The organism is Klebsiella sp. 141251 (assembly GCF_050600725.1).
Lineage (GTDB): Bacteria > Pseudomonadota > Gammaproteobacteria > Enterobacterales > Enterobacteriaceae > Klebsiella > Klebsiella aerogenes.
This window is the reverse complement of record NZ_JAQIRG010000004.1, coordinates 32493-46415: the sequence shown is the minus strand read 5'-3', so window position 1 is coordinate 46415 and position 13923 is coordinate 32493. Positions and strand designations below refer to the sequence as shown.

The following is a 13923-nucleotide window of genomic DNA, read 5'->3' as shown; positions in this document are numbered from 1 at the left end:
TGCCGCGCGTTGTTTCACTCCCCCCATCACCGCAAACATAAGGCTCCAGTAAGTTTTTTCTAACGGAGCACGGCTCATGACAGTGAAAGCAAAGCGTTTCCGCATCGGGGTGGAAGGTGCCACCACTGATGGACGCGAGATCCAGCGTGAATGGCTGGTACAAATGGCTGCCAGCTACAACCCGACGGTCTATACCGCGCAAATTAACCTTGAGCACATTAAAGGCTACTCACCAGATGGCACGTTTAAGCGTTATGGGCATGTCACCGGCTTAACAGCCGAGGAAATCACAGAAGGGCCTCTAAAAGGGAAAATGGCGCTGTATGCCGATATTAATCCGTCGCCTGATCTGATCAGCCTGATTAAGCAATGGCAAAAACAATTCACCTCTATGGAAGTCAGTCCGAAATTTGCTGACACCGGAAAAGCCTACCTTGTTGGCCTGGCTGCCACTGATGATCCGGCGAGCCTTGGTACCGAAATGCTGGCATTCAGTGCCAGTGCTAAACAGAACCCGCTGGCTAACCGCAAGCAGAGTCCTGAAAACCTGTTTACCGCAGCTGAAGAAACGCTGATCGAACTGGAAGAAGCCCAGGACGAAAAGCCGTCCCTCTTTGCCCGCATCACCGCGCTGTTAACCAAAAAAGAGCAGACAGATGAGGCGAGTTTCTCCGACGTGCATAAAGCCGTGGAACTGGTTGCCACCGAGCAGCAGAACCTGAGCGAGCGCACGGATAAATCCCTGACCGAACAGGACAAGCGCCTTTCTGAGCTGGAGTCCTCACTGCAGGAGCAGCAGGCCGCCTTTGCCGAGCTTGAGCAGAAGCTGAGCCGTGAAGACAGCCGTAAAGACTACCGCCAGCGCGCGCCGGGCGGTGACGCACCGGCAGGCACCCTGACCAATTGCTGATGGAGCATAAAACCCGATGAAAAAAAATACCCGCTTTGCCTTTAATGCTTACCTGCAGCAACTGGCGCGTCTGAACGGTGTGGAAGTTGAAGAACTGTCCAGCAAGTTCACCGTGGAGCCGTCTGTGCAGCAGACGCTGGAAGACCAGATCCAGCAGTCTGCTGCTTTCCTGACGCTGATTAACATCACGCCGGTCACTGAGCAGTCCGGGCAGTTGCTGGGGCTGGGCGTTGGCAGCACCATTGCCGGGACTACCGATACCACCACCAAAGAGCGCGAGCCTACCGATCCGACGCTGATGGAAGACGTGGAATACAAATGCGAGCAGACCAACTTTGATACGGTGCTGACCTACGCAAAACTGGACCTGTGGGCGAAATTCCAGGACTTCCAGGTGCGTATCCGCAACGCCATTGTTAAGCGTCAGGCACTGGACCGTATCATGATCGGCTTTAACGGCGTGAAGCGCGCCAAAACCTCCAATCGTGCTGAAAACCCGCTGCTGCAGGACGTCAATAAAGGCTGGCTGCAAAAAATTCGCGAAGACGCGCCGGATCACGTCATGGGCAGCACAACAAAAGACGGCGCAACGACTGCAGGCGCGGTCAAGGTGGGGAAAGGGGGAGACTATGCCAACCTGGACGCCGTGGTGATGGATGCCGTCAATGAGTTGATCGATGTGGTTTATCAGGATGATGACGATCTGGTTGTCGTCTGCGGACGTGAACTGCTTTCTGACAAATATTTCCCGCTGGTCAACAAAGAGCAGGACAACAGCGAGAAAATCGCCGCCGATCTGATCATCAGTCAGAAACGTATGGGCGGCCTGCAGGCTGTACGCGCGCCTTTCTTCCCGGCAAAAGCCCTGCTGATCACCCGTCTGGATAACCTGTCCATCTACTGGCAGGAAGACACCCGCCGACGTTCTGTTATCGACAACCCAAAACGTGACCGGATTGAAAACTTTGAATCCGTCAACGAGGCGTATGTGGTCGAGGACTACCGCTGCGCGGCGTTGGTTGAAAACATCGAAATCGGTGATTTCAGCGCGCCTGCCGCACCGGAAGGTGGGGAATAACGCATGAGCCTGAGTCCCGCACGGCAGCACCGCCTGCGCATTCAGGCCGAACAGGCCGCCCGTGAGGGCGGCAGTGTTCGCCATGCGTCGGGCTATGACCTGATGCTGCTGCAACTTGCAGAAGACCGCCGCCGCCTCAAGGGCGTCCAGTCCACGGTGAAAAAGGCGGAAATCAAGGTGGAGCTGCTGCCGAAATATTCCGCCTGGGCGGAGGGGGTGCTGGCTGCCGGAGGTGCGCAGCAGGATGACGTGCTGATGTACGTGATGCTGTGGCGTATCGATGCCGGTGATTATGCCGGTGCGCTGGAAATCGGGCGTCATGCGCTGCGCCATGGCTGGGTGATGCCGCTGGGCAACCGTAACGTGCAGACCGTGCTGGCAGAAGAAATGGCAGACGCGGCGCAAAGCGCTCTGCTAGCCGCTGCCGGTTTTGATGCTGATCTGCTTTTGCAGACGCTGGACCTGACAGCCGATCTGGATATGCCGGACCAGTCGCGGGCGCGTCTGCATAAAGCCATCGGCGCTGTACTGAGCGAAAGCAACCCGGCATCTGCCCTGAATCACCTTACCCATGCGCTGCAGCTCGATCCCCGCTGTGGCGTTAAAAAAGAAAAGCAGCAGCTGGAGCGCAGACTGCGCAATGACAGCCGCTAAAGAACGTGCCCCGCGCACGGGCGGCACGGGGTGGCGAAAGGCACTGCCACATCAAAATCCCGTCCACCGCCCACTTATTCAGGAGAAAGCCGCATGAAGTTTGTTGCGCCCGAACAGGCACCGGAACAGGCGGAGGTCATCAAAAATACGCCGTTCTGGCCTGATGTGGACCTGTCGGAATTTCGCAGTGTGATGCGTACTGACGGCACGGTGACGCAGCCGCGTTTAAAGCAGGTTGTGCTGACGGCTATTTCTGAGGTTAACGCTGAGCTGTACGACTTCCGCCACCGTCAGCAGATGCTGGGCTGGCAGACACTTGCAGACGTTCCTGCAGAAATGCTGGACGGCAAAAGCGAGCGTATCCAGCACTACCACAACGCTGTTTTTTGCTGGGCGCGCGCTGTGCTCAATGAGCGTTATCAGGACTATGACGCCACGGCGTCAGGCGTGAAGCGAGGGGAGGAGCTGGCGGAGGCCAGCGGCGATCTGTGGCGTGATGCCCGCTGGGCAATCAGCCGGGTGCAGGATGCACCGCACTGTACGGTGGAGCTTATCTGATGAAAGTGCGTGCGCATCAGTATGACACGGTGGACGCGCTTTGCTGGCGTCATTACGAGCGCACGCAGGGTGTCACTGAGCAGGTTCTGCAGGCAAATCCGGGGCTGGCTGAGTACGGCCCATTTTTACCGCACGGGCTGCAGGTGGAGCTGCCGGACATTACGGCGTCAACCACGGCGCAGACCGTCCAGCTATGGGACTGAATTATGACGCTTGAACGAATCAGCGCCTTTATCACTTACTGCATCGCCGTGCTGCTGGCATGGCTGGGCGATCTGTCGCTCAAGGATGCGTCAACGGTTGGCGGCGTACTGATTGGTGTGCTGATGCTGGCTATCAACTGGTACTACAAACACCAGTCTTTCAAATTGTTACGTGGCGGCAAGATTTCGCGGGGGGAATATGAATCCTTCAATCGTTAAGCGCTGCCTTGTCGGGGCGGTGCTGGCTATTGCTGCCACGCTGCCCGGTTTTCAGTCGCTTCATACCTCTGTTGAGGGGCTGAAACTGATTGCCGATTACGAGGGGTGCCGCCTGCAGCCTTATCAGTGCAGCGCGGGCGTGTGGACCGACGGGATCGGCAATACGTCCGGTGTGGTACCGGGTAAAACCATCACGGAACGGCAGGCGGCGCAGGGACTTATCACCAACGTGCTGCGCGTGGAGCGGGCACTGGATAAATGTGTGGTGCAGCCGATGCCGCAAAAAGTCTATGACGCGGTGGTGTCGTTTGCTTTCAACGTGGGCACCGGCAACGCCTGCAGCTCCACGCTGGTTAAGTTGCTGAACCAGCGGCGCTGGGCAGATGCCTGCCATCAGCTGCCGCGCTGGGTATATGTCAAAGGTGTGTTTAATCAGGGGCTGGACAATCGCCGCGCGCGGGAAATGGCCTGGTGCTTAAAAGGAGCATAACGGAATGAAAAAGAAAGTCATGAGCGTTTTTTTCCAGCTGGCATGGGCTGCGCTGTTGGTTATCAGTCCGCTGTATCCGCGCAGCGGTGCGCCGATTCTGGTTGGTGCGTCTGTCTGGGTGTCATGCTTCCTCGCCTGGCTACTTGCTGCGCTGTGCGCTGTCGGGTGGTTAGCCGGAGAGCGGGCGCGCGATGAGGTCAGGGCGGCATTAATCAAATTCAGGGCGTACCCCGTAAAACCCGTGCGTACCTGGGCTATCAGGTTGCTTATTGTTCTGTACCTGGCGTTGTCGGGATGGGTGATCACCCTGGTGTTTTACCTGCTGACGCTGGTTTTGTATCAGATTGCCCGCGCGCAGCTTCATGAGCCGATGGCGGCCTGATGCGTGCGCTGGCGGTAGTGCTGGCGCTGGCGCTTGCGGCGCTGGGCTGGCAGTCGTGGCGGCTTAACAATGCCAGCCACGCCATCGAGACGCTGGGCGCGGCGCTGAAAAGCAAAAAGCAGGAGCTGACGAAGAAAAACAGCCAGCTGATCGGCTTGTCCATTCTGACCGAAACCAACAGCCGGGAGCAGACGAGGCTTTATGCGGCAGCGGAGCAAACCACCGCACTGTTGCGCAACCGTCAGCGCCGGATCGAGGAGCTAAAACGTGAAAACGAGGATTTGCGCCGCTGGGCTGACACTCCTTTGCCTGCTGACATTATCCGGCTGCGGGAGCGTCCGGCCCTCGCCGGAGGTGCAGCTTACCGTGAGTGGCTGTCCCAGAGTGACGCAGTGCCGCCTGGAAAGGTCAGCGCCGCGCAGTAACGGCGATCTGAATGCGGCGCTGGATGAAACCGAGGCCGCCTGGGCGGTCTGTGCTGACAAAGTGGACACGATTATTGCGTGTCAGGAGCGAGACAGTGAACAAACCGCAGTCCTTACGCAGCGCCCTGAATAAAGCGGTTGCTTATGTCCGCGGCAACCCGGACAAGCTGCACCTTTTCGTTGATAACGGTTCACTGGTGGCAACCGGGGCCAGCTCCATGTCATGGGAATACCGCTACACCCTGAACGTGGTGATCGAGGATTTCAGCGGTGACCAGAATCTGCTGATGGCTCCTGTGCTGCTGTGGCTAAATGACAACCAGCCGGACGCTATCAATAACCCGGCGCTGCGCGAAAAACTGTTCACCTTTGAAGTGGATATTCTGCGCAACGATGTGTGCGATATCAGCATGAATCTGCAACTGACAGAGCGCGTGCTGGTCAGCACTGACGGCAGCGTGTCGAGCGTTGAAGCGGTGCCGGAGCCGGACGAACCAGAGGAAATGTGGACGGTGAAACGTGGATGAACTGCAGAGGGTGGATGACTGGCTGACGGCGCTGCTGGCAAATCTGGAACCCGCCGCACGCAGCCGTATGATGCGGCAGCTGGCGCAACAGCTGCGCCGGACGCAGCAGCAGAACATCAGGCTGCAACGTAATCCTGACGGCAGCGGCTATGAGCCGCGCCGGGTGACAGCCCGCAGCAAGAAGGGGCGCATCAAACGCCAGATGTTTGCAAAGCTTCGCACCACAAAATACCTGAAAACCACCGCCAGTGCGGACTCTGCCAGCGTGCAGTTTGATGGCAAGGTACAGCGCATCGCCCGTGTTCACCATTATGGTTTGCGTGATCGAGTCAGACGCAACGGCCCGGAGGCGCGGTACCCGGCACGCCGTCTTTTGGGGGTGAATGGTGAGGTGGAAACCATCGCCCGTGATACGCTGTTGCGCTGGCTGTCGGAGTCATAATTTTAAGAAAGGCATTGATTAATTGCTTCATTAATCGGCAATTTATTAAAGGTCCACTCTGACTGATCGAAGCCACATACATAAATTTTACAGAGAGGTAGTACAGCATTTATTTCATCACGCTTTTGAATTAAATAGTTTTTATTAAAAGAGTTTCTAAACCCTAAATACATTTCCTTAATGCTTGATCTGTCTATCTCCTGGATTTCTGTATTGCGCCGGTGAACATTTCTTACAACTCTAACTTCTTCCTCATATGACCAATAAGCAGGTTTGTACAGAAATGTTCTTTGCAGGGCCTCAAGTATATCTGGGTTGTATGTATCTTGAAGGCCTTCATAAAAAAATGAATTCGTTGAATTTATGAAAGGAGATTTTGGTTTTGTTGAAGCATAAATTACGCTTCCAAACTTTGCGGGAATGACATTGGAACCATTTTCATTTAACCCTGCTTCATCTGCATCTATACCAAATACAAACCCTGCATGGGAGCCATTTCTTATGTCGAGGGAGATTCCCCTTGTCCCTTCTAATTTTTCGCCTTTGGCGTAATGAGCCCACATAAGAGGATTCAAAGGGTTGCGGGTAAGCGAAAGAATACCGTATGACATAGAGGTAGCAATAAATCTTATAGCTTGTTCTGAGTCTTGAGATTCAGAATCATAATGCAAGCTTGTTAGCTCGAATGGGTCATTAAGTGAAGATGCCTTGGAGAATTTCAAGGTTGAATTGCTTAGTATTAAATCCGCAGTTCTCGAATCAACATATTTATATAAAATCATTTTTAAATAACTCAAGTTGTGATTGTTTTATATTTAATAAACCAACAAATATTGTTAATGCAACATTGTAAGAGACTCCATACAAAGACGATAGGTTTTTTGATTTGTTTTGTTGATGCACTCTCATGAAATGAATACACAACTGACCGAAATCATGCGCCTTATCACCAACCTGATCCGCACCGGCACCGTGACCGAAGTGGACCGGGAAAACTGGCTGTGCCGGGTGAAAGTGGGCGAGCTTGAAACCAACTGGATTAACTGGCTGACACTACGTGCCGGTGGTGCCCGTACATGGTGGTGCCCGTCGCCGGATGAGCAGGTGGTGGTGCTGAGTATGGGCGGCAATCTGGAAACCGCTTTTGCGTTGCCTGCCATCTACTCCAATCAGTTTGCGCCGCCGTCGGATTCCGTGGACGGTTGCGTGACGGAGTACCCGGACGGAGGCTGGTTTGAGTATGAACCCACCACCGGGCGGTGGCATGTACGGGGCATCAAATCCATGGTGATCGAGGCGGCGGACAATATCACCCTCAAAACTGGTGTGTTTGTGGTGGAGGCTGACACCACGCGCATTAACAGCGAGATGGTGATCAATGGCAGCGTCACCCATGGCGGCGGCGCGATGAGTTCTAACGGGATCGTGGTGGATAAACACGGTCACACCGGCGTGAAGTACGGCGGCGATACATCAGGAGGCCCGGTATGACGCTGTATATCGGCATGAGCCAGGGCAACGGCAAAGCTATTACTGATACGGACCATCTGCGCCAGTCAGTGCGGGATATTCTGCTGACGCCGCAGGGCAGCCGTATTGCCCGCCGGGAATATGGTTCCCTGCTGTCCGCCCTGATTGATCAGCCGCAGAATCCGGCGCTACGCCTGCAGGTCATGTCTGCGGTCTATGTGGCGCTGAGCCGTTGGGAGCCACGGCTTACGCTGGATTCCATCACCATCAGCAGCAATTTTGACGGCTCCATGGTGGTTGAGCTTACCGGGCAGCGCAATAACGGCGCGCCGGTTTCCCTTTCGGTATCAACAGGAGCAGAAAATGGCAGTAATTGACCTTTTCCAACTGCCCGCGCCGCAGATAGTGGATGTGCCGGATTTTGAGACGCTGCTGGCTGAGCGCAAGGCCGCTTTTGTGGACCTTTATCCGCTGGATGAGCAGGACGCGGTAAGGCGCACGCTGGCGCTGGAATCTGAACCCGTCACCAAGCTGCTGCAGGAAAGTACCTACCGCGAAATTCTGTTGCGCCAGCGTATTAATGAGGCCGCGCAGGCGGTCATGGTGGCGTATGCCATCGGCGGCGATCTCGATCAGCTGGCATCCAACTACAACGTGAAACGCCTGACTGTAACGCCTGCCGATAACGACGCAGTGCCGCCGGTTGCTGCCGTCATGGAGAGCGATGAAGCGCTGCGCCTGCGTGTTCCGGCTGCGTTTGAGGGGTTGTCCGTTGCGGGGCCGACGGCGGCCTATGAGTTTCACGCCAGAAGCGCGGACGGGCGTGTGGCAGATGCCAGCGCAACCAGCCCGGCACCGGCGGAGGTGGTACTTACTGTACTGAGCCGTGAAGGTGATGGTGCGGCAGAGGCTGATCTGCTGGCGGTGGTGGAGCAGGCGCTTAACAGCGAGAACGTGCGCCCGGTGGCAGACCGACTGACGGTGCGCAGCGCTGAAATAATTCCGTACACCGTGGATGCGACGATCTTTCTTTATCCGGGGCCGGAAGCTGAGCCGGTGATGGCGGCGGCAAAAGCCAGCCTGCAGAAGTATATCGCCAGTCAGACGCGGCTGGGTCGTGATATCCGTCGCAGTGCCATTTATGCCGCGCTGCACGTTGAGGGGGTTCAGCGTGTGGAGCTGGCCTCCCCGCTGGATGATGTGGTGCTGGATAAGACGCAGGCGGCATCCTGTACGGAATGGAGCGTAACCAACGGGGGCACGGATGAATAGTCTGCTGCCGCCCGGTTCATCGCCGCTTGAGCGTCGGCTGGCGCAGGCCTGCAGCGGGATTTCCGATCTGCAGGTGCCGCTGCGCGATTTATGGAACCCGGCAACGTGTCCGGTCAGCTTTCTGCCGTATCTGGCGTGGGCGTTTTCCGTTGACCGCTGGGACGAAAGCTGGACGGAGAGTGTCAAGCGCCGGGTGGTACAGGACGCTTTCTATATTCATCAGCATAAGGGGACAACCAGCGCCGTGCGGCGCGTGGTGGAGCCGTTCGGCTTCCTGATCCGCATCATTGAGTGGTGGCAGACTGGTGAGACGCCGGGCACGTTTCGCCTGGACATTGGCGTGCAGGAGCAGGGGATCACAGAAGAAACTTATCTGGAGCTGGAGCGCCTGATTAGTGACGCCAAACCCTGCAGCCGCCACCTGATCGGTATGTCCATTAACCTGCAGAGCAGTGGTCCATTTTTTGTGGGGGCAGCCACTTACACGGGCGAAGAAATTACGGTTTACCCGTATATCAACGAAACCATTATTTCCGGCGGCACCGCTTACGAGGGCGGGGCGGTCCATGTTATTGACACAATGAGAGTGAATCCATGAGCGCAAAATTCTATACCCTGCTGACGGATATCGGGGCGGCGAAACTGGCAAGCGCCGCCGCGCTCGGTGTTCCGTTGAAAATTACCCATATGGCGGTAGGCGATGGTGGCGGCGTGCTGCCCACGCCCAGCGCACAACAGACAAAGCTGGTTGCTGAAAAGCGCCGGGCTTCCCTCAATATGCTGTATATCGATCCGCAGAACAGTAGCCAGATTATTGCTGAGCAGGTGATCCCCGAAACTGAGGGAGGATGGTGGATACGCGAAATTGGTCTGTTCGATGAAACCGGCGCACTGATCGCCGTGGGCAACTGCCCGGAGAGTTACAAGCCGCAGCTGGCGGAGGGGAGTGGACGCACGCAGACCGTACGCATGGTGTTGATTACCAGCAGCACCGACAATATCACTCTCAAAATTGATCCGGCAGTCGTGCTGGCTACCCGTCAGTATGTGGACGATACCGCGATTGAGGTCAGGCTCTATACGGACGAGGCGATGAAAGCCCACCTGGCGGAGGCTAACCCGCATCCTCAGTATTTGCAGGCAGAAAATAACCTGTCAGAGCTGACCGACAAATCAAAAGCGCGTGACTCGCTGGAGCTGGGAACGGCAGCGACAAAAGACGTCGGAACCGATGCGGGTAAGGTTATTGGCGTCGGCAGCTTTGGTCTGGGGGCGGATAAAATAAGCACCACTGCGATTGATTTTAAAACACGTATTTTCCGCGCCGGTGAGTCTTTGCTCCTTAAAATGGAGAGTTGTACCAATATCCCCACCGGTCTGCCAAACGGTACAGGAGAGTATGTTTACGCGCATTGTTTAGGTGTCAGGGATAACAGCTACGGGTGCACTGTTATTTTTATCTCTCACAACGCAGGGAGTATCTCTTTTATTGGTACCCGATATAACAATACGACTAGCGGATGGTCATTGATGCGGGTCGGTAATCAGGCCGAGTTGTCGAAATACCTCTCTTTAGCCGGTGGTGATATTACGGGGCGTCTCGGTGTTTCGGGGGCGCTGCAGGTCGGTAAATCGGGTGCTGAATCTCTGATTACGCTCGGTGCAGCGACGGTGCTCAGGGATAACGCGAATAATGCACTGGTTATCAGCAGTGAGTCGGGGGCAGGTTCGGCAGCAGGAATATATTTGCGCCCTATTGGTAGTACCGACAGCTCAATCGAGTTACATGGGAGCAGCAGCGGGTGGAACTTCACCGGAACACCAACGGCTACCACGCCTGCAGCTACGGACAAAAGTTCAAAACTAGCTACTACCCAGTTTGTTGCGAGAGCAATTGCGAATCTTGCGGGTAGTGCCCCTGAGACGCTGGATACGCTCAAAGAACTAGCTGATGCGCTGGGGAACGATCCAAACTTTGCGACCACCGTTCTGAATAAACTGACTGAGAAGTTAGCAAAAGACCAGAATGGCGCTGATATTCCTGACCCAGCGCAGTTTGTCAAAAACCTTGGTTTGGGAGATAGCAGTGGTTACGTCGGACGATTAATCAATACGCGCGTATTTAAATCATCAGGAACGTATATTCCGACCACTGGTGCTAAGAAAATTAAAATACGTTTATGGGGAGGCGGTGGTGGCGGCGGTAGTTCCGTTGCTTCTGCTAGTTCGGGCGGCTCTGGCGGCTCTGGCGGTTCTGGCGGTGTTTATGGCGAGGCGTTTATTGACGTTACGGGAAATTTGCCAGTTATCATCGGTTCTGGCGGCGCTGGCGGTACAAATGATGGTTACGGTAATGACGGCGGAGAAACGTCAGTTGGGACTGTAAAAGTTGCAGGTGGTGGTAAGGGCCGTAGTAACGTTCATGGTAAGCCAGCCGATGGAGCACCTGGGGCTAGCGCATCAACAGGTTGTCTACTGACTATACCGTCCAGCCCGACTGCTGCGGCATATCCAATTGGCGGGATTGATTCAGCGTTTTTCGGCACTGGTGGCTCCGGCTCATTCGGTTCATCAATGTCCGCAATTACTGTTGCAGCAGGGTTTTACGGACAATTTCCTGGTGGCGGCGGCGGTGGATCAGGTTCATATATCAGCACTGGTGGTCAATACCAGCCAGGTGGCAACGGAGCCAGTGGAATGGTAATTATTGAGGAGTTTGCATAGTGAGTAATTACGCCCTGATAAAAAATGGCATAGTTGAAAATGTAGTCATCTGGGATGGATATGGTGATATTTTCGATGATTATATTACTGTGAATATTGATGATATATCGGCTGGTATTGGTTGGGCATACGACGGAGAGGTTTTCACCCCTCCGCCAGCTCTTACGCCTCCGGCAACTCAGGACAGTTGATTTACAAAAAACAGGCATAAATTAATCTGCTCGAGACGGCCCCTCTGTGATGGTGAGGGGCTTTGTGTTCTTACTGGCTGTTGGTGCATCAGGCCACGTGATGCCTTCTGGCTCAGAGGTAGCGCAGTAGGAATGTAATTCTTTTGCAAATATTGAAACGCCGCAGCGATGCCATTTATCTCACTGAAATGGGTGCAATTATCGCGCGGCGCATCAACCCATTGTGTCATTTCCCACACATAGCCCGGCACGTGCGCTGCGTGCATATCAACTAGAACATAGGCACACCCCCTGTAAACCGGAGAGACTGCCTTATGGCTCAGGATTACCACCACGGGGTGCGCGTTGTTGAAGTCAACGAGGGCACCCGATCCATTACCACGGTGAGCACCGCCATCGTGGGCATGGTCTGCACCGGCGATGATGCTGATGCGTCCATGTTTCCCCTTAATAAGCCGGTTCTGCTGACAGATGTGCTGACCGCCAGCGGCAAAGCGGGTGAGTCCGGCACGCTGGCCCGCTCGCTGGATGCCATTGCCGACCAGGCTAAACCTGTGACTGTCGTTGTGCGCGTGGCGCAGGGCGAAACCGAAGCGGAAACCACCTCCAATATTATCGGCGGCGTGACTGCTGACGGTAAAAAAACGGGCATGAAAGCGCTGCTTTCGGCTCAGTCGCAGCTCGGCGTCAAGCCGCGCATTCTCGGCGTACCGGGACACGACACGCAGGCGGTTGCCACTGAGCTGCTGAGCGTGGCGCAGAGTCTGCGCGGGTTTGCTTACCTGTCAGCCTATGGCTGCAAAACGGTGGAAGAAGCGATTGCCTACCGTGACAATTTCAGCCAGCGCGAGGGGATGCTGATCTGGCCTGACTTTATCAACTTTGACACCGTGCTGAATGCCGATGCGACGGCTTATGCTTCCGCCCGCGCGCTGGGCCTGCGTGCCAAAATTGACGAGCAGACCGGCTGGCACAAAACCCTGTCCAACGTGGGCGTGAATGGTGTCACCGGTATTTCCGCTGATGTGTTCTGGGATCTGCAGGAACCGGCAACCGATGCGGGGCTGCTGAACCAGAACGACGTCACCACGCTTATCCGCAAAGATGGCTTCCGCTTCTGGGGTTCCCGCTGCCTCAGCGATGATCCGCTGTTTGCTTTTGAGAACTACACCCGCACGGCGCAGGTGCTGGCTGACACCATTGCAGAGGCGCACATGTGGGCGGTGGATGGCGTGCTTAACCCGTCGCTGGCCCGCGACATTATCGAAGGTATCCGCGCCAAACTGCGCAGCCTGAAAACGCAGGGCTACATCATCGGCGCAGACTGCTGGCTGGATGAGGCGGTGAACGATAAAGACTCCCTGAAAGCCGGGAAGCTCACCATTGACTACGACTACACGCCAGTGCCGCCGCTTGAAAACCTGATGCTGCGCCAGCGTATCACCGATCGATACCTGCTGGATTTCTCCAGCCAGGTCAGCGCGTAAGGGGACACCATGGCTTTACCACGTAAGTTAAAACACCTGAACCTGTTCAACGACGGGAACAACTGGCAGGGGATCGTTGAGTCTCTGACCCTGCCGAAATTCACCCGCAAGTTTGAGAAGTATCGCGGCGGCGGTATGCCGGGCGCGGTGGACGTGGACATGGGGCTGGATGACGGCGCACTGGATACGGAATTTTCAATCGGCGGCACCGAACTGCTGTTATTCAAGCAAATGGGCAAGGCCACCGTTGACGGCATCCAGTTGCGTTTCACCGGCTCCATTCAGCGTGACGATACCGGCGAAGTGCAGGCCGTTGAGCTGGTTGTGCGCGGGCGTCATAAAGAAGTGGATTCCGGCGAGTGGAAAACCGGAGAGAGTAGCGCCACCAAAGTCAGCAGCACCAACAGCTACGCGAAGCTGACCATTAACGGTGAGGTGCTCTATGAGGTTGATGTGGTCAACATGATTGAAATCGTTGACGGCGTGGACCTGATGGAAGCACACCGTAATGCCCTCGGCCTCTGATTAACCTTAACGGTGCGGGAAGCCGCGCCAGTATTTCATTAACAGGAAAAGAACATGAGCGACAAGCTGACTGAAAAGACCGTACCACTGGATACCCCGATCAAGCGCGGTAAAACGGAAATTACGGAAATTGTGCTGCGTAAGCCGCAATCCGGTGCACTGCGTGGCACCCGTCTGCAGGCCATTATGGATATGGACGTGGGCGCGATGATGACCGTTATTCCGCGCATCTCCACCCCGACGCTGACCGCGCAGGAAATGGCTGAGCTGGACCCTGCCGATCTCACCGCGTTGTCGGTTGAGGTGGTGACTTTTTTGTTGAAGAAGTCGGTGCTTGCCGGTTTACCGACAGCCTGACGGTTGATG

The 13923-nt window shown here is 55.6% G+C and carries 21 protein-coding genes and 1 pseudogene; 21 read left to right on the top strand and 1 reads right to left on the bottom strand.

Features of this window, described 5'->3' with window-relative positions; translation table 11 throughout:
• Positions 1–76 precede the first annotated feature (76 nt).
• The 12 genes from PGR09_RS10510 (at position 77) to PGR09_RS10455 (ending at position 5888) form a co-directional block, all read left to right on the top strand.
• A complete protein-coding gene (locus PGR09_RS10510) occupies positions 77–910 on the top strand; it encodes a GPO family capsid scaffolding protein (RefSeq protein WP_047079473.1) in 834 nt (277 codons plus the stop codon).
• 16 nt (positions 911–926) lie between these two features.
• Entirely contained in the window at positions 927–1988 is a 1062-nt protein-coding gene (locus tag PGR09_RS10505; RefSeq protein ID WP_047049557.1) for a phage major capsid protein, P2 family, read from the top strand.
• A gap of 3 nt (positions 1989–1991) precedes the next feature.
• Entirely contained in the window at positions 1992–2642 is a 651-nt protein-coding gene (gpM, locus tag PGR09_RS10500; protein WP_045895157.1) for a phage terminase small subunit, read from the top strand.
• Between the two features lie 93 nt (positions 2643–2735).
• Positions 2736–3200, top strand: coding sequence for a head completion/stabilization protein (locus tag PGR09_RS10495; protein ID WP_047049561.1), 465 nt, complete (start codon positions 2736–2738; stop codon positions 3198–3200).
• Entirely contained in the window at positions 3200–3403 is a 204-nt protein-coding gene (locus PGR09_RS10490) for a tail protein X (RefSeq protein ID WP_063160523.1), read from the top strand. Before PGR09_RS10495 ends, PGR09_RS10490 begins: the two co-directional genes overlap by 1 nt.
• Before the next feature lie 3 nt (positions 3404–3406).
• A complete protein-coding gene (locus PGR09_RS10485; RefSeq protein WP_000171565.1) occupies positions 3407–3622 on the top strand; it encodes an HP1 family phage holin in 216 nt (71 codons plus the stop codon).
• Entirely contained in the window at positions 3603–4112 is a 510-nt protein-coding gene (locus PGR09_RS10480; protein WP_001069919.1) for a lysozyme, read from the top strand. Before PGR09_RS10485 ends, PGR09_RS10480 begins: the two co-directional genes overlap by 20 nt.
• A 4-nt stretch (positions 4113–4116) precedes the next feature.
• A complete protein-coding gene (locus PGR09_RS10475; RefSeq protein WP_430916125.1) occupies positions 4117–4494 on the top strand; it encodes a DNZ54_00345 family protein in 378 nt (125 codons plus the stop codon).
• Positions 4491–4919: an Rz-like lysis system protein LysB gene (lysB, locus tag PGR09_RS10470; protein WP_162619027.1), complete on the top strand. Its 429-nt coding sequence runs from the start codon at positions 4491–4493 to the stop codon at positions 4917–4919. The genes PGR09_RS10475 and lysB overlap by 4 nt, the downstream gene beginning before the upstream one ends.
• Positions 4804–5052: an Rz1-like lysis system protein LysC gene (gene lysC, locus PGR09_RS10465; RefSeq protein ID WP_227509255.1), complete on the top strand. Its 249-nt coding sequence runs from the start codon at positions 4804–4806 to the stop codon at positions 5050–5052. Before lysB ends, lysC begins: the two co-directional genes overlap by 116 nt.
• Positions 5015–5446: a phage tail protein gene (locus PGR09_RS10460; protein ID WP_430916123.1), complete on the top strand. Its 432-nt coding sequence runs from the start codon at positions 5015–5017 to the stop codon at positions 5444–5446. The genes lysC and PGR09_RS10460 overlap by 38 nt, the downstream gene beginning before the upstream one ends.
• Positions 5439–5888 (top strand): phage virion morphogenesis protein, encoded by a 450-nt coding sequence (locus tag PGR09_RS10455; RefSeq protein ID WP_430916122.1) that lies wholly within the window; start codon positions 5439–5441, stop codon positions 5886–5888. The genes PGR09_RS10460 and PGR09_RS10455 overlap by 8 nt, the downstream gene beginning before the upstream one ends.
• Positions 5889–5890: 2 nt before the next feature.
• On the opposite strand, the gene PGR09_RS10450 is transcribed toward PGR09_RS10455, so the two are convergent.
• Complete coding sequence (locus PGR09_RS10450; RefSeq protein WP_430916121.1) at positions 5891–6670, bottom strand: DUF2971 domain-containing protein; 780 nt, start codon at positions 6668–6670, stop codon at positions 5891–5893.
• Between the two features lie 130 nt (positions 6671–6800).
• Between PGR09_RS10450 and PGR09_RS10445 the strand changes: the two genes are divergently transcribed.
• The 9 genes and pseudogenes from PGR09_RS10445 (at position 6801) to PGR09_RS10405 (ending at position 13914) form a co-directional block, all read left to right on the top strand.
• Positions 6801–7379 carry a phage baseplate assembly protein V gene (locus tag PGR09_RS10445; protein ID WP_430916197.1) on the top strand — a complete coding sequence of 193 codons (579 nt, stop codon included), beginning with the start codon at positions 6801–6803 and terminating at the stop codon, positions 7377–7379.
• Positions 7376–7735, top strand: a complete 360-nt coding sequence (locus PGR09_RS10440) for a GPW/gp25 family protein (RefSeq protein ID WP_087877061.1) — start codon at positions 7376–7378, stop codon at positions 7733–7735. Before PGR09_RS10445 ends, PGR09_RS10440 begins: the two co-directional genes overlap by 4 nt.
• The gene (locus tag PGR09_RS10435; RefSeq protein WP_430916120.1) at positions 7722–8630 is read left to right on the top strand and encodes a baseplate assembly protein; all 909 of its coding nucleotides are present in this window, start codon (positions 7722–7724) and stop codon (positions 8628–8630) included. Before PGR09_RS10440 ends, PGR09_RS10435 begins: the two co-directional genes overlap by 14 nt.
• On the top strand, positions 8623–9228 hold the full coding sequence (locus PGR09_RS10430; protein ID WP_430916119.1) for a phage tail protein I: 606 nt from the start codon (positions 8623–8625) through the stop codon (positions 9226–9228). The genes PGR09_RS10435 and PGR09_RS10430 overlap by 8 nt, the downstream gene beginning before the upstream one ends.
• A pseudogene (locus PGR09_RS10425) lies at positions 9225–9779 on the top strand (phage tail protein); the annotation flags it as partial. The gene PGR09_RS10430 and the pseudogene PGR09_RS10425, both read left to right, overlap by 4 nt.
• Positions 9780–11353: 1574 nt before the next feature.
• Positions 11354–11545 (top strand): hypothetical protein, encoded by a 192-nt coding sequence (locus tag PGR09_RS10420; RefSeq protein WP_430916118.1) that lies wholly within the window; start codon positions 11354–11356, stop codon positions 11543–11545.
• A gap of 314 nt (positions 11546–11859) precedes the next feature.
• Positions 11860–13032 (top strand): phage tail sheath protein, encoded by a 1173-nt coding sequence (locus PGR09_RS10415; protein ID WP_430916117.1) that lies wholly within the window; start codon positions 11860–11862, stop codon positions 13030–13032.
• Positions 13033–13041: 9 nt separating this feature from the next.
• Positions 13042–13557 carry a phage major tail tube protein gene (locus tag PGR09_RS10410; RefSeq protein WP_047049581.1) on the top strand — a complete coding sequence of 172 codons (516 nt, stop codon included), beginning with the start codon at positions 13042–13044 and terminating at the stop codon, positions 13555–13557.
• A 54-nt stretch (positions 13558–13611) separates the two neighbouring features.
• Positions 13612–13914 (top strand): phage tail assembly protein, encoded by a 303-nt coding sequence (locus PGR09_RS10405; protein ID WP_047079026.1) that lies wholly within the window; start codon positions 13612–13614, stop codon positions 13912–13914.
• The last annotated feature ends 9 nt before the right edge of the window (positions 13915–13923 follow it).